The 19,017-nt window shown below is 42.8% G+C and carries 16 protein-coding genes; all 16 read right to left on the minus strand.

Features of this window, described 5'->3' with window-relative positions; genetic code table 11:
- Positions 1-49: 49 nt before the first annotated feature.
- The 16 genes from AC27IJ_RS17895 to AC27IJ_RS17970 all read right to left on the minus strand — a co-directional run bounded on the left by AC27IJ_RS17895 (position 50) and on the right by AC27IJ_RS17970 (position 19,013).
- Complete coding sequence (locus tag AC27IJ_RS17895) at positions 50-1,378, minus strand: sodium-dependent transporter (RefSeq protein ID WP_487150030.1); 1,329 nt, start codon at positions 1,376-1,378, stop codon at positions 50-52.
- A gap of 11 nt (positions 1,379-1,389) precedes the next feature.
- On the minus strand, positions 1,390-2,073 hold the full coding sequence (locus AC27IJ_RS17900; protein WP_312444152.1) for an LbetaH domain-containing protein: 684 nt from the start codon (positions 2,071-2,073) through the stop codon (positions 1,390-1,392).
- An 11-nt stretch (positions 2,074-2,084) separates the two neighbouring features.
- Positions 2,085-4,211 (minus strand): DNA topoisomerase, encoded by a 2,127-nt coding sequence (locus tag AC27IJ_RS17905; RefSeq protein ID WP_487150032.1) that lies wholly within the window; start codon positions 4,209-4,211, stop codon positions 2,085-2,087.
- A 323-nt stretch (positions 4,212-4,534) separates the two neighbouring features.
- On the minus strand, positions 4,535-5,491 hold the full coding sequence (locus AC27IJ_RS17910) for an NAD(P)-dependent oxidoreductase (protein WP_312444159.1): 957 nt from the start codon (positions 5,489-5,491) through the stop codon (positions 4,535-4,537).
- Positions 5,492-5,529: 38 nt separating this feature from the next.
- On the minus strand, positions 5,530-6,969 hold the full coding sequence (locus AC27IJ_RS17915; RefSeq protein WP_312444162.1) for a cellulase family glycosylhydrolase: 1,440 nt from the start codon (positions 6,967-6,969) through the stop codon (positions 5,530-5,532).
- Positions 6,970-6,995: 26 nt separating this feature from the next.
- Positions 6,996-7,904: an aldose epimerase family protein gene (locus tag AC27IJ_RS17920; RefSeq protein WP_312444165.1), complete on the minus strand. Its 909-nt coding sequence runs from the start codon at positions 7,902-7,904 to the stop codon at positions 6,996-6,998.
- Complete coding sequence (locus AC27IJ_RS17925) at positions 7,891-8,784, minus strand: SMP-30/gluconolactonase/LRE family protein (protein ID WP_312444167.1); 894 nt, start codon at positions 8,782-8,784, stop codon at positions 7,891-7,893. The genes AC27IJ_RS17920 and AC27IJ_RS17925 overlap by 14 nt, the downstream gene beginning before the upstream one ends.
- Before the next feature lie 5 nt (positions 8,785-8,789).
- A complete protein-coding gene (locus AC27IJ_RS17930; RefSeq protein WP_312444170.1) occupies positions 8,790-9,815 on the minus strand; it encodes an aldo/keto reductase in 1,026 nt (341 codons plus the stop codon).
- A gap of 71 nt (positions 9,816-9,886) precedes the next feature.
- Complete coding sequence (locus AC27IJ_RS17935) at positions 9,887-10,573, minus strand: response regulator (RefSeq protein ID WP_312444173.1); 687 nt, start codon at positions 10,571-10,573, stop codon at positions 9,887-9,889.
- A 5-nt stretch (positions 10,574-10,578) separates the two neighbouring features.
- A complete protein-coding gene (locus AC27IJ_RS17940; RefSeq protein ID WP_487150036.1) occupies positions 10,579-12,102 on the minus strand; it encodes a sensor histidine kinase in 1,524 nt (507 codons plus the stop codon).
- A gap of 30 nt (positions 12,103-12,132) precedes the next feature.
- The gene (locus AC27IJ_RS17945) at positions 12,133-12,978 is read right to left on the minus strand and encodes a carbohydrate ABC transporter permease (protein WP_312444178.1); all 846 of its coding nucleotides are present in this window, start codon (positions 12,976-12,978) and stop codon (positions 12,133-12,135) included.
- 13 nt (positions 12,979-12,991) lie between these two features.
- Positions 12,992-13,906 (minus strand): carbohydrate ABC transporter permease, encoded by a 915-nt coding sequence (locus tag AC27IJ_RS17950; protein WP_312444180.1) that lies wholly within the window; start codon positions 13,904-13,906, stop codon positions 12,992-12,994.
- Positions 13,907-14,011: 105 nt separating this feature from the next.
- Positions 14,012-15,364 carry an FAD-dependent oxidoreductase gene (locus tag AC27IJ_RS17955; RefSeq protein WP_312444181.1) on the minus strand — a complete coding sequence of 451 codons (1,353 nt, stop codon included), beginning with the start codon at positions 15,362-15,364 and terminating at the stop codon, positions 14,012-14,014.
- Between the two features lie 24 nt (positions 15,365-15,388).
- The gene (locus AC27IJ_RS17960) at positions 15,389-16,792 is read right to left on the minus strand and encodes an ABC transporter substrate-binding protein (RefSeq protein WP_487150039.1); all 1,404 of its coding nucleotides are present in this window, start codon (positions 16,790-16,792) and stop codon (positions 15,389-15,391) included.
- A 190-nt stretch (positions 16,793-16,982) separates the two neighbouring features.
- Positions 16,983-17,873 (minus strand): DMT family transporter, encoded by an 891-nt coding sequence (locus AC27IJ_RS17965; protein ID WP_487150041.1) that lies wholly within the window; start codon positions 17,871-17,873, stop codon positions 16,983-16,985.
- 78 nt (positions 17,874-17,951) lie between these two features.
- Complete coding sequence (locus AC27IJ_RS17970; protein WP_312444186.1) at positions 17,952-19,013, minus strand: aldose epimerase family protein; 1,062 nt, start codon at positions 19,011-19,013, stop codon at positions 17,952-17,954.
- Between the last annotated feature and the right edge of the window lie 4 nt (positions 19,014-19,017).

Raw genomic sequence — 19,017 nt, forward strand, 5'->3', positions numbered from 1 at the left:
GATCCGGCATATAATGCCGCTTCAAAGCGCGTTTCTTTTTGATTATATTTTATCCGATGCCTTTATATAGAATGCTGAGCGCGAACACTAACGCCGCAAGAAAAACATAGATGTATTTTGCAGTAAAAAGATAAGCTGCCCCTAAAGGCTTCTTCCGTCCCCTGTTTAATTCTTCCATGATCTTTCCATCCTTTAAAACCCAGTAAATCATGATTGAGCATAAAACAGCGCCAAAAGGAACTACGTATATTGTAATCAGATCCATAAAGAATCCCATATACGGCTCATATTCTATGAAAAGCCCGGGGATAAATACTGCGGCCCCCACCAAAAAAATAGCCTTTTTGCGGGGTAAATGCAAGTGGGTCTGGACAGCCTCTGAGCACACCTCAAGCATGTTTACCAGAGAAGTTACGCCGGCAAATAATACGGAAAGGAAAAACAGCACTGCCACCCATCTTCCTGCCGGAATCATGGAAAAGACCTTTGGTACTGTGATGAACATGAGAGGCGGACCGCTTGCAGGGTCCATCTGGAAAGCAAATACCGCCGGAATGATGGCAAAACCAGCCAACAGTGCCGCAACTGTATCAAGTAATGCGGTGGTGATGGCTGCTTTGGGAATATCCTCCTTTTTATCTAAGTAGCTTCCGTAAATGACCATCCCGGAACCTGTAATGGATAAGGAAAAGAATGCCTGGCCCATGGCCATCACCCAGGTTTCCGGCTTCAATAAGTACTCCCATCTGGGAACCAGCAGGTATTCATAGCCTGCCAGAGCACCTGGAAGAAAAAAGACCCGGACCGCAATGATCGCAAACAGGATAAAAAAAGTTGGCATCATGATTGCATTCACTTTTTCAATGCCCTTTAAAACTCCTCCTGCCAACACTGCCACAGTAAGGACCACCACAAGGAAATGCCATGGCACGCTGCCGAATTTTCCTGTCATGCCGGAAAAGTACTCCGTTGTATCCGAGGTCATCATCACGCCGGTCAGGGAACCGAACAGATACTTAAGAACCCAGCCTACAATGATGGCATAGCCAATGGCAATGCCAAAAGAGCCAATCAAGGGAATTGCTCCAATAAAAGCGCCTCCCTTTTTCCCCCTGGTCTTCATGGCATAGTCATAGGAACCAATTGGGCCTGTCCCAGTCAGCCTTCCAAAGGCAAACTCGCCGGAAAGACCGACCATACCAAACAAAAACACAAAGCCAAAATATACCAGTAAAAAAGCGGCTCCTCCATACTGCCCCAGGCGGTAGGGAAACATCCAGATGTTTCCCATACCTACCGCAGAGCCGACAGAGGCGAGAATAAACCCGATCCGCGAACCAAAGGTTCCGTTCTTCGCCGCAGTGTGTTGTTTATCCATTGTACTGTTCCTTATTCCTCAATCATTTTTCTTTCTACGATTTCTCCCTGGTTCTTATAGATGGAGTTAGCGTCTACACAGCCTCTGACGCATGAAAGAGGATAAATATTGGATTTCGGTCCGATCACGGTTCCTGGATTCAAGACTGCACCGCAGCCAACTTCAGTGAAATCGCCTATGACCGCACCGAATTTCTTAAGCCCGGTCTCAATATCCCCGTCTTCTGCATGAACCGTAACTAAAGACTTATCTGATTTTACGTTGGAAGCCAGAGAAGAAGCGCCCATATGAGACTTATAGCCTAAGATGGAATCTCCTACATAGTTATAGTGGGGAACCTGTACGCCGTCAAAAAGAATGGAATTCTTAATTTCAGATGAGTTTCCTATCACAGCGCCTTCTCCTATGATGACATTGCCTCTGAGAAATGCACAATGACGGATCTGTGCGCCCTTGCAGATGATTACGTGCTCACCCATACAGGCTGTTGGCGGAAGGTTTATGGATTTATGGATCCATACTGCTTTTCCCACGTGAACATACTCATCCTTTGGAAGGCGCTCTCCCAGAGAAACAATGAATTCACTGATTTTCGGGATAATTTCCCATGGATAAGTGGTCTGCTCAAATAATAATTTTGCTATCGTATGGGAAGTATCAAATAAGTCCTGGTTTGTCATATCTTCTTTTTTCATTTTATAATCTCCTATTTTTGTTTATTATAATTAGCTGCCGCGGCATCAAATACACCATGCAGATCGTAATGATTATTGAGTCTTAAAACTCCTGCGGTCCGCCCGGCAACAAAATTCTCCAGTTTCTGCATATATTCATCCGGGGTTATGGACCCCTCGGCCACATAAGTCAGCCCTTTTTCCCAGCTTGCCGTTAATTCCGGATTAAGAAGCTGTCTGATGGAAGCATTGACTACATCGAAAATCATCTCTCCCAAAAGAGTGGGAACAATTACCTGGGTCTTGCTGTTCAAGGAAAGATACTTGATATTGCACAGCTTTTTTAAAATTTCGGCCCGGGTAGCACTGGTTCCTATTCCGCTTCCCTTTATCTGGGCGCGGAGCTCTTCATCTTCTATAAGCTGTCCCGCGTTTTCCATGGCTAAGATCATAGAACCGGATGTATAGCGCTTGGGAGGGGAAGTTTCTCCTTCTTTAATCATCAGCTTTTTAAGAGGAAGCTTCATTCCCTTTTTCAGGGTGCCAAGCATGGCAACGAATGCGGGATTATCCATTTGATTCTGAGAGGACTCCTGGTTGTTCTCCTCTTGTCCGTTGTCCTCAGAAGACGCTTCACCGTTTCCTTGATCCTGCTGCTTCTTTTTTCCCCAGGATACCTCTGCAACTTTTAAATAACCCGCTTCCAGCATGACCCGGAAATTGGCATAAAAATGTTCCTTTCCCGGCACATGATCCAGGGCAGAATCTGCAGCGGGGTTCCCTGTATCCGCCACAAGCTCCAGGGCATATTTCTGATAAACAGCCGGGGGATAAAAGACACTTATAAATCTTCTTGCTATGACTTCATAAACCTTCAATCCCAGGGGAGACAGTCCCCTCAACGCGGCAAGTCCCTGACCGGTGGGTATGATGGCATAGTGGTCCGTTATCTGTTTATCATTGACGTACCTGGTTTTTTCAATGGTCTTAAAAGAGCCCTTCTCCATAACCTCTGCCGCTGCTTCTGCCAAAGGTTCAAAGCCCTTAAGCCCGGCTATGTTCTTATGGATTTCCTTTGCAACCGCCGTAGATAAAACTCTGGCATCAGTTCTTGGGTAAGTGACCAGTTTCTTCTCATAAAGCTCCTGAACCTGCTTTAAGGTCTCATCAGGACTGATCTTAAACATTCTGGAACAGTCATTCTGAAGCTCAGCCAGATTGTAAAGCAAGGGAGGATTCTTTGTTTCCTTTTTCTTTTCTATGGAAGCAACGGTTCCTTCCATGGGATCCATGAGAGACAGGGTGTTTATCAGCTCTTCTGCATATTTTCGTTCCTTAAAGCCGTTTTCCTTATATAGGAACGGGGATTCGAAATATTTGGATCCAGGAGCGCTTCTCCACTCCCCGTCAAAATCCATACCCGACAATTCGGGGTTCGCTGCATCTTCTCTGGAAAAGGTTCCGATTACACGGTAAAACGGAGTTTTAACAAAGTCCCTAACCTCCCGTTCTCTCCGCACCACCATCCCCATGACACAGGTCATGACCCGGCCGACGGATATTACCGTATTCTTCCCACTTTTTAAGTAATTGGAAATATGCTGCCCATATCTTAGTGTAAGCAATCGGGAAAAATTAATTCCCATGAGATAATCTTCTTTCGCCCTTAAATAGGCTGAGGCGGAAAGATTATCGTATTCGGATTCATCCTTGGCTTCCCGGATGCCTCTTAAAATCTCATCCTCTGTCTGGGAATCAATCCATACACGTTTCTGTTTCTTGTCCCTCACTCCTGCCATTTGCGCCACCAGGCGGTATATGTACTCTCCTTCCCGCCCGGAGTCCGTGCATACATAAATGGTATCCACATCAGGACGGTTCAGCAGACTGCTTACAATCTTAAATTGTTTTTCAGCGTTTGGAATCACCTCGTACATAAATTCCTTGGGAAGAAAAGGAAGCGTGGATAAGCTCCACCGCTTGAATTTGGGATCATAGCTTTCCGGATAGCTCATCGTTACCAGATGCCCTACGCACCAGGTTATGATCACCTGATCCGATTCTATATATCCATCCCTGCGCCTTCCATTCGCCTTTAAAGCATTGGCAAACTCCTGGGCCACACTTGGTTTTTCTGCAATGTATAACGATTTCGACATATATCTACCTACCGCCTTATGATAGTAACCTGTTCATTATAACACTAAAATTCATGAATGGCAAATCTTTCTGATAACTATGCCTTTGCGGAACCGTTCGGGGTGTTTGACAGTTGAATAAAGTACAGAAACCCTTCAAGCCTTGAAAACAGGGCTTTTTTTATTGTTTTTTTGTCAAATTTCTCACATTTATAGAGAGTAGGTGGTGTTTCCATGCGATTGAAAATATTTTCCTAATTGTATTTCTCACTTCTGCAAACAAAAAACGAGGTACTTTGCAGTTGTAAAATTTTCCAACTCCGAAATACCTCGTTTTTTACATTTTAATCACCAAGTTTTACGTTAATTGGCTCCCCATCCAGCCAAGCCTGTACATTTTCAAAAGCGATATCTGCCCGGCGAATCATTGATTCTTTCGATGCAAAACCTATGTGAGGTGTCAGCACCGTGTTTTTAGCGTGCAAGAGCGGCTGTGAGTCAGGGATCGGCGGTTCCTGGTCAAATACATCAATAACAGCTGCTGCTATCTGTCCAGTATTTAGTGCAGTCGCAAGTGCCTCGGAGTCGATGACCGGCCCCCGGGCCTGATTGATGAGTACAGTAGACTTTTTAAGCAGTGCCAGACGCTCTTTATTGATCAAATGATGAGTTTCCTCTGTAAGCGGAAGGTGTAAGGAGATAATATCACTGGTTTTTAAAAGTTCTTCCAGTTCAACAGCCGGAACCCCATCATAAACCTCTCCCACTTTTAAAAACGGATCATATGCCTGTACACTGCACCCAAATGCTAGCGCGATTTTTCCAACGGAACGCCCAATGGCTCCAAAACCCACAATACCAAATGTCTTGCCAAACAGCTCCGTTCCCACCAAGCCTTCCTTGGTTCTTCCTTCACGGGTTGCTGCATCACAAGGAATAATGTTGCGCAGTGCAGCGATGGCGGATCCAAATACTAATTCTGTAACCGATACCGTTGCATACCCTTGGGCATTGGAAACCAAAATATTTTTGGCCTTTACATTTGCAGCCGGCACATGGTCAACACCTGTAAATGCCACAGAAATCATTTTTAGGTTCTTAGCAGCATCTACCAGTTCCGGGGAAAGGGGACTATTGGCGATAATGATCGCATTGGCATCCTTTGCCAATTCCAGCTGCTCCTCTTGGGTCAGGGATTTTGTCGTAAGTGAAACGCTGTGGCCTGCTTCAATGAATGGCTTTGCCAATTTTTCCAGATAAGCTGCTTCTACTGCCAGTGGTTCTAACATTGCTATCTTCATGCATTGTTCCTCCTATAATTCCTTTTTTATCTCTTTATTTATTTGGCAAGTGCAGATTTAAGAATCTCATGATAAGCATGATTCACCTCACAGTTTTCAAACAGAAAGGCACTCATAATCCGCTCTATGTCTTTATATGTAACATTTGCAAAACGCTTCGCATACGACGGTTGAAGCATCGCAGCTGCAAATCCGGTCAAGGCCGCATAATTAAAGGTATATGCCGTATCGTTTAAATTCAGCTCTGTGTTTTGTGAAGTGGTAAGAATCAAATCCGCAAGCGCGAGAGACTGGTTTCTGCCAGGGCAATCCCAGTATTGGGCAACAAAATTTTCAGCCCCCAGTTTTCTCTTCATTTCCTGTACCGGCTCCACAATACACATATATTCTGACTTGGGGCTAAGAGTAACAAGTCCCATAATACCGGCATCCTTATAGGTCCAGGCTGTCCAGTTCAGTCCGGCTTCATTATAAATATCCAATTGATCCTTCATGGAATCGAGGCGGTATACCACATCTTCACTAGTTCCGTGATACTGGGAGCCAAATTCTCCTATGAGCAATGGGACATTATATTTTTCAGCATAAATCGTGCCTTCTTGAATTTGCAGCTCCAGTTTATGATGATTTTTGTCCCAATAGATGCCATTATAGTATCCAGGATATTTACCGGGACCAAACCCAGGGTTGGTATAATTGTGGCTGCTGTAAACCAGATTCGAATCAAATGGTTCGTCAAACCCGGAAAACAGCCTTGCGTAATTATCCCCTTCCAAAAAGATCATATGCTTAGGGTCGATTTCACGGATTGCCGCACTGGTGCGTTTATAAAGATCATTGATACGAAACCAGTCCGGATGAAAGTTCTGATAAAAATCAAAGGGATGCTCCCCACTTGGATTGCCAGAGCTTGGCTCGTTTAACAGTTCATATCCGGCAACAACTGCCCGGTTTGCATAATGCCTTGCGGTCTCCTGCCAAAAGCCAATCAGCCGATCCTGGAAATGGGAATGCCTCCATAATAATGAAACACCCCGTTCATTGTCAGAATGCCAGTGACAGTTTTGCCATCCGGGTGCAGCGTGCATATCTAAAATGGCGTATACGCCGTATTTTTCACATAAATCCAAAATTGCATCCAGTTTTTTATAAGCATTCTGATTGTAGACAAATGGCTTATCATCCGATTCAAAATGCCTGATATTTAAAGGCAGGCGGACGCAGGTTGCTCCTGTTTGAGCGATAAATTGAATGTCTTTTTCTGCAAAAAAATTATCACTCATCAATTCAAAAAACTGCTCACCTTTCCTCTTTCCCAAAATCTGCGAAATATGATCTCGAATTCCACTTTCCGTTCCCGGATAGGCATTGATAAAATCTTCCAGATTCATCCACCCGCCAATACAAATCCCGCGCAGGTATATGACAGAACCATGCTCATCGATGATATCTCTGCCCCTTGTTTGAAGAAAATCCATGGTATATCCTCCCTCATTAATTGAAGCTATCGTTGGTTGAAGCTTAATACAAACGATGTTTCTATTTTTTCCTTTACTTTTAAAACGGTATAGGTATGATATTGAAGAGAATGTTCAAAACCTGAGAACAAATCATTTCCCGGTTCCAAACCGATTAAGCCATCCTGATAAAGCGAGCGCAGATAGGGAAACTGGTTAATATCCCAATTCAAACGCACTTCCAATTGATTCTCTTGGTTAGTCAATGATGCTTCCCCTTTTTTCAGATGATTGTAAACGACAAACTCTGAGTTAGACAACACTGCCTTTTTCATGTCTGCTTCATAGGCTTCAAGTGGCTGTCCGGGACTTGCCATATGATCCCATGCTTTAAATGCCAGATCCGAATCAATTTCCAAAACAGCATCTTCCGGGTAATCAAAAATCGCATGCTGAGTCCAAGTAAAACTCATTTCTGTCTCTCCACGGTTTGTAACCGATTCCTCAATGAAAAGAGAGCTGGAATCCTCATACAATGTAAATGTCTTTTCTACATGCATTGGAAACACAGGTAAATCAACCCACAGCCGGACACGGATCACTTCTTTTTCGTTTTTCTCCGTTTCGCAGTGCCAAGGAAGCGTTGCCGCAATGCCGCCATTATCCTGACTAAGTTCTATATTTTGATAGATTCCACGATGGGGAAGGGCATCTACCCATCCGCCAAGTAAATGGTCACTGTGATGAAGCAGCCGCTTCTCATGAAGATTCAAATGTTCAAAGTCATCCATTGACACATCAGAGCGGTACAGGCAGTTATATTTAAGTGGCTTCCAGGTGAATTCCAGTAAATCACCACCTTTTCCGGCAAGAATAACGGCTTTGACAAAATCATTACTTAAAATGACCGTCTCAATACCATGACGATTTTCATAAGTCAGATTAACCATGATCATTCCCTTTCTGCTTTGGGATAATGCCGGAAATCGCAACTGGATAGGCATAAAGTGACGAACATGCCGCAATAAAAAGCACACGGTTATCCGGCCCACCAAAACAGAAATTTCCTGCAAATTCCGGAGTTCTTAGCACTGCAGCCGGTATTCCATCCGGTGTGATCACCCATAATCCACCTGGACCAGTGACCCAAACATTCCCTGCAACATCTACCTTCATGCCATCCGGAGCACCATCTCCATAAGAGGGATCCAGAGTTACAAACAATTTCAACTCACCAAAAGAACCATCCTCAAACAGATCAATTTTGAATATTTGCTGTAAATTTGTATCATTCACATATAAACTGCTTTCATCCGGTGTAAAAGCAAGGCCATTAGGCCTTCCAAGTTCCCCGGTTACCAGCGTCACCTCTCCTGTTTGTGATATCCGGTAAACCCCATCCATGTCCAGCTCTTTTTTCGCTCCCATCGCAGTGGAATAGGGATCGGTAAACCAAATGCTTCCATCGCTCTTTGCCACAACATCATTGGGGCTGTTAAACCATTTCCCTTGATAAAAACCGGCAATCCGTTCACTTTTCTTCTCATCGGCGTAAGCAATGCGGTGAGCGCTGCTTTCCGTAGAGATAATGCGTCCGTCATAACTAAGGCTTAATCCTATGGGCCGGTTGGCAGCTGTCCGGTATGGTACGCTGCCTTCCTTTTTTGTCCACTTATAAATGATATCATTGGCGAAGTCCGTAAAATATAAGCAGTTCTTTGCGATGTCCCAAACAGGTCCCTCAGAAAAGGAAAAACCTGTGGACAGTTTTTCAAACGAAGCATCCTTAAGAAACAGTTCCTCATACTTAGGAACAAAAAATATCAAATGATCCATTTATTTTACCTTCTATTGATGGTACGTGGTACATACGGATTCAATTCCTCCAAAGGCGGGAAGATTTCATCCATACGCCGCAGCACACTTTCATCCAGTGTAATTTCCAACGAACGGAACAGTTCCTCCAAATCCTCTACAGAATTTGGTGCGATGATAATCGAATTGACTGCCGGATGACGCAATTCCCAAGCCAAGGTTACATTCGCCGGAGACTCACCAATTTCCACGCACAAGTCCGTAAATTCGGAAAGCTGTTTTTGGAGGTATTGAAAATGAAATTCTGCTTCCGCAGTGCGCTGATGTTTGTCAGGGTTTCTCATATCAATACCCAAAATCCCTCGAAATAACGGACTGAAAATCGTGATACCAATCCCCTGGTCCAAGGCCATTGGCAGCATTTCATGTTCTGCCAGGCGGTTTAAGGGCGTGTACAAATGCTGCTCGCTGACAATTCCCATAAAGCCTCGTGATTTCGCAATGGACTGTGCCTTTACAATCTCCCATGCATCGTGGTTGCTTGCACCGATATAATCCACCTTGCCTCTTCGTACCACCCCTTCAAAACCTTCCCAAATCTCATCCCAGCTGGTGCCCGGGTCGTGCTTATGCATATTGTAAAGCTCAACCTTGTCCGTCTGTAAACGTTTTAAGGATGCCTCTAAATGCCGTCTGATCTTATAAATGGAAAGTCCTTCACAGTTATTTGGCCCATCGGTTTGATCCTGTTCAAAAATGCGGCCAACCTTCGTAGCCAGCACCGTTTTCTCTCTGCGTAAACCACCAGTTTTAAACCATTTTCCGATGATTTCTTCGGAAAGGCCTCTCGTGTCAAGACCTCCATAGACATTGGCAGTATCAAAGAAGTTAATACCATGCTCCATGGCATAATCCATAATTTCAAACGCAGTTTTCTGGTCAACAACACCCCAATCGTGAAATCCTCTGCTGTCACCCAACCCAAAATTCGCGGTTCCAAGGCATAATTTGCTAACCCAAAGCCCGGTCGTTCCCAATCTGTTATATTGCATAGCATTACCCCCTTCTGCTAACATAAATTTCATCATATATCACCGTAATAACCTTTTGCCCGAATGGTTCCCTACAGTGAATGCTCATTCATAAAATCATCAAATTTCATTTTCTTTAGAAGATGAACAACCTCTTTCATATTTCTCATTTTAAACTTGTGAAGAATGCTGTTTATCTGGCTCTTTATGGTCGTTGATGTTACAAAACGGGACTTTGCAATATCACGGCTGTTGCTGCCATTAAAGAAAAGGCATAGGATTTCAAATTCACTATTTGTCAGACTGGACATTATGTTAAAAACATATAAAAGGCTCTTTTGCTGCTCCTTCAGCCTGGTAAGCTCGCCGACGATCTTCTGTGCCACATGGGGCCGAAGCAAAAACTGATTTTGGTAGACATTTCGTATCGAATCGGTGATATAGGAGACCGAATCTGTTTTTAAAATATAATCCATAACGCCTACACAGTATGCCTGAAACAGAAGGTTGTCATCTTCCTGAATGGTCAGAATGATGATTTTGATATCCGGATTATCTTCCAGGATTTGCTCTGCCGCTTCCAAACCTGCAGTAGGTGATTCCATCAAAATATCCATCAAAATCACATGAGGTTTCAGCTCTTTGGCAAGTGCAATGGATTCAGCTCCACTCCCGGCTTTTGCAACAAGCTCCATGTCCAGTTCTTTTTCCAAAATTGACCCAAAATATTCGCGGATATCTTCGATGTCATCTACCATCATAACTTTAATTTTCTCCACTGTAATCACCGCGCTCCTTTCGTCAATAGAATTTCAAATATGGTATATTCATTTTGCCGGCTTCGAATCCGCATGTGGCCAAAATGTGATTTTACTACCCGAAAGGCAAAGGACAACCCTACACCCCAATTGCTTTGCTTCGATTTCGTAGAAAAGTACGGTTTTTTGATTTTACTGATCTTATCACGAGGAATCCCGCATCCATTGTCAGTCATAGAAAAATATACCCAGTCGCGGCTTTCATCCACCGTAAGCGTGATACTTGGCGACCTAGTATCAGCCAGTGCATCCGCTGCATTTTCAAGCAAATTTGTTATGACCTGGCTCATATGGTAAAGATCATAGTTGCAATCAGCCTGTTTACAAAGGTAATTTTTTTCAATCCGTATCCTGGATGAAATCGAAGAATTTTGAAGGGACATATCAATAGCATCAAAAAAACTGCGGTTAATCGTTTTTAGATTCAAATCTTTTGTATTACTGATTGTCTGTGTCAAAGATTCGATGTGGCTTTCACTTAATTCTAAGATTCTTTTCAGTTTTGTAAGGCCCTCTTCCGTACCATAAGAATTCAATGCTTCCTGTGCCAAAATCTTCAGATTAAAAATAACATTTTTTTCCGAATGCATGACATCTCTCATGTTTTCATGCAATTCCTGAAGATTTTTTTTGATATAATATTCCTTCATATATGACAGCAGGTTCGTAGTTTGAAAACGTATTAAAAGATAGGAAATCACTAACAATACGAAAAAAGAAACCGCAGGTAAAATAACCACGTAATACTGAGGAACGGAACCAGCTTTTAAACTCCTCCAAAAACCGGTCTGCAAAACATTTTGTATATCAAATACCATATTGTCTGAAAAAAAGAAAAATCCAAACATGAAATTCAGTACACATATCGTTACCAGAAGACTGACTAACTGTTCAAAAAACAGTGTAAAGTACCCTTTTCTATAATTGACGATCAAAAACAGAATAGGATATCCAAGATACAGATAAGCAAGACTTCTTAAATAAACATGTACGGCAGTTATAAATAAAGGAAAGATCTTATTCATTTCCCGCTGCGCATGAAACTGTGCAAGATAAATGTGATACCCTACTTCAGGATGATAAAATACAAAATAAGCAACACAATATGAAATTAAAAACACCTCTAAAACAACAGTTCTCTTGTGCCTGACCGGTGAACTCATTCTGATACACTTTGCAAACGAACGGACAAACAATAAGTTCATCAAGAAAAATATAAAGATGCCAACATTCCGGACCATCATAAGCGTTGTCATGGGAAAGTGCATGGCACGGCTTATTCCCATAAATATCAGAGTATCCAACCGTCCAAGCAAGTCACCGGAACTGACATTGTAATTGCCTACACGCTGAATCTCCACGAGCAGTGTAATCATGGACAAACTGATGCTGGAAGCCATTCCGGCAAACAAAAAGCTATACTGATTTTTGTGATCAAAAATCACGAGGAGTATTGAAAATAGTAACATTAATGCAATTGTCAACGCCATATATACCCCTCCTGATCACACGAAATTTCATTATCCTTTTACGGAACCAGCCGTAAGTCCGGATATAAAGTTTTTATTAAAGAGAAGGAACACGATAATCATTGGAATAATAGATATCGCGGTACCCGCAAGCATAACATTCCAGTTGGAGGCTGCCTCGCCTGTGCTTTTTAAATTAACAACACCTACAACTAGTGGCATACGTTTGGGACTTGCCATTGTAAATACTAAAGGCATCATATAATCATTCCAGGCATTTCGAAACTCCAGAATACCAACCGTAGCAATCAGTGGTTTTAACAGCGGAAACATGATGTGCCGGTAAATACCAAAGAAACTGCATCCATCTATTTTTGCGGCTTCATCCACTTCTTTTGGAATCGTTGCAATATAACCTCTGGCTATAAAAAGATTGCTGACATTTAAGCCCAGCACTCTGATGATGATAACCCCCCATAAAGACTTGTTCATATGAAAGAATTTCGCAATCATTAATGTGGGGTAAAGCGTAAGGCTGCCAAGTGAAACGAACATACTGGAAAGTACAAATGCAAAAATCATATCTTTTCCTCTGAATTTTCCACGTTCAAAAACATATCCTGCAATGGTACTGGTAATGATGGTTCCCACAACGATGAAGAATGCCATATGAACACTGTTAAGTGTATATTGTTTAAAGTTTGCCAGCTGCCAGGCCTGAACATAATTATCAAAAATAAATTTTTCCGGGAAAATGGCACTTGGATTGGCAAGCAGCTCTTGATTACTTTTTACGGAGGCCATCAGTGTATAGAAAATAGGAAAAATCGCAACAACCAATGCAACAATCAAGAACGCATATATAAAAATTTTTGACAATAGTCTTTTATTTTTCATTGTCTTTCCCCTCCTATTCTGCGGTCATTTTGTTGCTTGATTTTAAGTAAATAAGCGTGATAATTCCCAAGAAAACTCCCGTGACTACCGCCATCGCTGACGCATAGCCGACCTCCACTCTCCGTCCGGAATAACCAAAGAAGTATTTAAAGACATAGGTCATAACTACCTCTGTTCTGCCTCCGGGCTGGCCATTGGTGGATGCCAAAACCAAATCATTTACTTTTAAGCTTCCAATAATAGCATTGAGCAGCACAATCCGGAAAATGGGACCAATCATAGGTATCGTAATACTGAAAAACGTGCGTGAGGCACTTGCTCCGTCCAGTTTTGCACATTCATACAGTTCCGCCGGAACGCTTTGGAGCGCCATCAAAAAGAAAATAATATTGATTCCCAGATAACACCATATGGATGCCATACCTAACACTGCCATAGCTGACCACTTGGAACCAAACCAATCAATAGGAGCAGCAATCAACCCGATATCCGTCAGCATCGTATTGATTACTCCTCGATATGCGGAAAACATCAGGGAAAAAATCAAACCAATGATTGCGGTACTAATTATAGTAGGTAAAAAAAGCATTACTCTGAAAAATCCGGATCCCTTTAGTCCTTTGTTTAACAGTACTGCAAAAAGCAGTGCCAGAGGAATTTCGATGATTAGTTTTCCCGCTGAAAGAACGACAGTGTTAAGCAGGGATTCCCAATATGCCGGGTCTCTCATAAAAATACGTACAAAATTATCCAATCCAATAAAAGTTAAATTATTATAACCATCATAATTGTACACACAATATCTTATAATGTACAGTATTGGCAGATAAGTAAAAACAATAAATCCTACGAGCATTGGCGATATCATCATAACCGCTTGTGCGGTATCTGACTTAAAAAAAATTTTCTTTTTTTTAGGTTGAACCATACGATCACCTCTCTATACACAAAGTAAGGGAAACCCCCTATAAACCCGCATCTATAAGTAGTAAGGCAGCGTTTGTAGGGGGATTTAAGTATAAATAACATTCAATTATGGTAATATAACGCCTTGCGTGCGTAGTACATTTTGTAATTCAGCTATATTTACGTCAACTGGTGCAACACCAGATTTTAGGGCTATCCCTGCTGCTGCTCCTGCTGCCTCACCTGTCTGCATACAAGCAGATATGGCACGGATACCACTTTGTGCCACATGGTCACAGCTGATACTGCGTCCACTCAGCAAAAGATTATCAATCTTTTCTGGTACAAGGCTAAAGTACGGAATTTGGAATGACCGGTTTCCTTCAATAGGTTCATAGATATGTCCCTTGTAGCCTTTGCCCTCCACACTTCCGTCGCCATCCATTTCTGCATCCGGAGCCAGCATATCATAAAAACGCGGATATACTGCAATCACATCGTCAAACCAGCGGTCCGACTCCATATCCTCTATGGTCAATTTATACCGTCCCACAAAGCGCCTGCTGTCACGGAAACAAATTTCTGTGGCAATGGAAGAAAGCTCCACGTGCTCCATCCCAACGAAATTTTTGCTCATATATTCTACCATTTCCAAAATATATTGCCGGCATTCTTCTTCTCCGCGTGATAAGTCTGCGATATCGGTGGGGTCGATGCCATAAGCACAAGGATAGTTTACATAGCTGATCTGGCCTCCTGCAGTCATTCTTCCAAACGGAAGATCCTGACGTTTACAGGTAAGTCCTGTTTTTCCTGCACGGTAATCCTGTTTGTATTTCCTGCCGATCTCCGCTAACTTGTCTTCGCCGTTTTCCATAAGTAAAGCCGCATTCACTCCAGCCACACGGAAACTTAGTGTTCCGGGCTGGCACAAATGATCCGTGTCTCTGCCCTGTTCAAAAGGAACTCCGGCGGAATAAGCAACATCTCCGTCACCGGTTGAGTCGATTACAATACCGGCTTTGACAGCCACCGGCCCCTGCTTTGTCTGGATAATCACCGCTTCAATCCGATTATTTTTTAATACAACATCATTCACAAATGAATGAAATAATATTTCAACACCAGCACTATGTACAAAAGTATCCAGATAAATTTTTAAGTTTTCACTGTTAAACCGGTGGGGAGCATTGGGTCTGATATCCTGGGAACGCCCAAACTTCTCCCTATATCCTGCTTCCATCCTGGAATACACGCCACAGCTATGAAAAGGAGTATTCTTCATAAAGTAATTACAGGTCTCTACATAACTTGCTGTGATATTGCCACCTAGAAATCCGTTTTTCTCTAAAAGTAATACCTTAAGTCCTGCCTGTCCGGCTGAAACAGCAGCTCCAATACCTGCAGGCCCGCCTCCAACAACCAACACGTCTGCTTCTCTGATTATATCAGCGCTCTTAGCAGCAATATCTATTTTCACAATCCTACCTCCAAATTGAAATGATTACCTCTTGATATCTCTGTCTGCCGGTGTGCGGAATGTTTCCAGTACTGCAGGATCTACCTGTGACGCAAGTGCATCATTGTATCTCTTCTCAACATCCGTAATCACGGCTACCGGGTCTGCATTGGTATCTGACAGCAGGGAAAGGAACGCGTCACGGTAAGCAGTACCTTCAACGGTAATAAAAGTATCTGGCATAGGAAGCATTAAAACTTTATCAGGAACATTTGCAAACTCTTTAAAGCCTTTTCTCTCTGGTTCTTTTGCAGCAAGCGCAATGGCTTCTGAACGGAACGGAATGTAAAGTGACGCTTCATACATTTGTGCTGCACATTCATCAGAATAGAAGAATTTCAAAACTTCAAGCACTTTTTCCGGATGTTTCAAAGCAGCTTTCCCAACACCTAACAAAGAGGTAGCATCAGAAAATTCTTTATAAGGTGAACCACTGTCTTCAAAAGCCGGTACATCAACAACTTCCCAATTACATTTTGCCGGGAACTGATCATTATAAACACCAACATCAAAGCTGACACCAGGAATCATACCGATACGGCCTTCTGCAAACTGTGCTCTCATCTGGTCTGCGTCTAGTCCTGCTGATCCCGGTAAAACACTTCCGTCTTTTACCATTCCGATAATCGGTTCTATCTGAGGAAGCAATGCTAAGAAGTCAAATTTAAGAGTATCATTATCAAATCCGATATGGCCTACATTCTGGCCTGCCGGACGAATAATATAAGAGGTTGCAATCCAGTTGGATTTGAGGCCTAAAACATAACCAAACTCTTCACCACCACCGTTCTCAGTGATGATTTTTGCATATTCGCGAACTTCATTCCAGGTTTTCGGTGCATCCTTGATACCATTTTTGTCAAACAAGTCACGATTAATAATGAATTTGGTAGTCGTTAAGTTGTAAGGAAGTGTATAAACCTTGTCGTTAAAAATGTGCTGGTTTACTGCAAGTACCCCATCATAGCGGGCCAGGAAATCTTCGCTGCCTGGCAAATCACTGATTGGGACTAAAAAACCGGAATCCACAAATTCTTTCAAAAACGTACCGTTTGGTCTGAAAAGATCCGGAGCCTCATCCGCTTGTGCAGCTACCTTTATGGTGTCTTCCCAGTTTGCTCCATAAACTGTATACTCAATTGTAATACCCTTTTCCTTGCCAATAGTGTTATTGAATTCAGCAATCTGTTCCATACGAAGCTCTTTTTCATGTGCATTGTCAGACCATACACGAATGACCTCGTTCTGGGCAGCGGCAGAACCATCTGCCTGTGCTGTGTCAGATGCATCTGGTGTGTTAATCTTCGCTTTGCTTCCGCAGCCGGACAAAAGTGATACACTTACTGCTGCTGCCATCATTGCGCTGATCCATTTCTTACATTTCATCATTTTAATCCCCCTCAATCTCAACCTTGAAAATCATTTGTTTTCTGTTGTTATATTCAGATTATATTGGTCATTTTTGAAATGCACAAGGTTGAAATTTTATACACCCAGCGAAAAAGGTATAAAATGAACGACTGTTTTGCGCATTGAGTCGTGCGCTTTCACGGTAATCTCTGGCAAATCTTTCTGATAACTATGCCTTTGCGGAACCTTTCCTTTTATATTCAGATAAGATGACGGAGGTGAACATCAGCACACATCCTGCAGCCAGTTTTATCGTCACCTGCTCCCCCAAAAACAGAACGGAAAACATCAGGCCGAATACAGCTTCAAAGGATAAAATAATGGAGGAAGTATTGGGAGTCAGATGCTTTTGTCCCATATTCTGGAGAAGAAAACAGATCATCGTGCAGAAGATTCCCAGATACAGCAAACTGGTCATCATGGAAATGTCAATCACGGTTACATCTAAGGAACCTTCCAAAAGAGGAGCAATTGCCCAGCTTAAGATTGCGGCCATGACCATCTGGATCACAGTCAGGATAATTGGATCATGGTCTTCGGTATAACGATCAATAAAAACAATATGAAACGCAAAGAAAAAGCCGCATACCAAAGTCATCAAATCCCCAATATTCACGGAAAGGTCTCCCTCCAGGGACAACAGTGCAAGTCCCAGCACTGCGATTCCTGCTGCTGCCACATTGTTTCTGGAAGGCTTTTTTCTGTTATAAAACCAATGAAGAAATGGCACCAGGATCACGTACAATGTGGTGATAAAAGCATTTTTACTGGCAGTGGTATATTTAAGCCCATAGGTCTGGAAAAAATAACTGACAAACAAAAATACGCCTAAAAGTCCCCCGCACATCACATCCGATTTACTGATTTTTTTCACCCGCTTCCAGAATACAGCTACCAGCGCAACAGAAGCAATGGTAAAACGTAAAGCCAGCAAGTAAGCCGGAGTAACCACTTCCACCGAATTTTTCATCACAACAAAGCCGCTGCCCCATATGATGGTTGTTATAATCAGACCCAAGGCAGATAATGCCTTGATCCCTTTTCTGTCCTGTTTATTCATATGTACACCTAGATGTCCTTTCATAAAAGAGCAGGGGCGCAGTATCCTGCGTCCCTGGTTTATTTTATCTGTTCATTTCTATTTTATATTAGAAAACTTGTAAATGGTTGTTGTCTTATATTCTTCTCCGGCTTTTAAGACTGGAGACTGGAATTCCGGTTTATTCACGGAATCAGGATAATACTGGGTTTCAAAGCAATAGCAGCAACGCTTTTCGTATACCGCTCCGCCTTTGCCCGTCATTCCATTTTTTAAAAAGTTCGCAGTGTAGAACTGTATTCCAGGAAGGTCTGTATAAACCTCCATCCGGATGCCTGTCTTATCTGATTCCGATGCGGCACACTGGGAAACCTCACCTTGCGGGTGGTTTAAGACCCAGTTATGGTCATAACCTCCGCCGAATATCAGCGCCTCATATTCTTCATTGATATCCTGTTCAATGGGTTTCATCACTGTGAAGTCCATAGGAGTTCCCTTAACAGGGGTGAACTCCCCGGTGGGAATCGAACCTTCATCCGCCCTTGTATATGTATCTGCGTCAATCCAGACACGCTGCTTCATAGCATCTGCGCCGTCATGTCCATCTAAGTTGAAATAACTGTGATTGGTAAAGTTTGCTACGGTATCTGCATCGCAGATCATATGGTAGGAAATTTCAAGGCTGTTATCCGGAGTAAGTGTATAGGTTACGGTAATGTTTGCATTCCCCGGAAAGCCCTGGTCTCCATCCGGTGAAAAAAGAGAAAAGCTGACACTGGTTCCCAGATCATTTTCCTCTGCCTCACTGTCCCAAAGACGGCTATGGTAAAGGTCCGGACCGCTGTGGAGATTGTTAGGTCCATTATTGGCCTCCAGCTTGTAATCTTTTCCATTTATGCTGAATTTTGCACCTGCAATACGGTTGGCGTTCCTTCCAATGGGAGCTCCAAAATGGGGCGGATTTAAAAGATACTCATCCGCACTGTCAAATCCCAGGACAACATCAACCATTGATCCAGCCCTGTCAGGCACATTCATGCTGACCCAAACAGCACCCAGATTTGTAAAAGAAGCAGAAACTCCGTTTCTATTTACCAGTGTATACAAATGCACTTCTCTTCCATCGGGCATGTTTCCCCAAAGCTCTTTCTTGTATGCCATTTTC

This window comes from Lacrimispora sp. YZC11 (assembly GCF_057543815.1).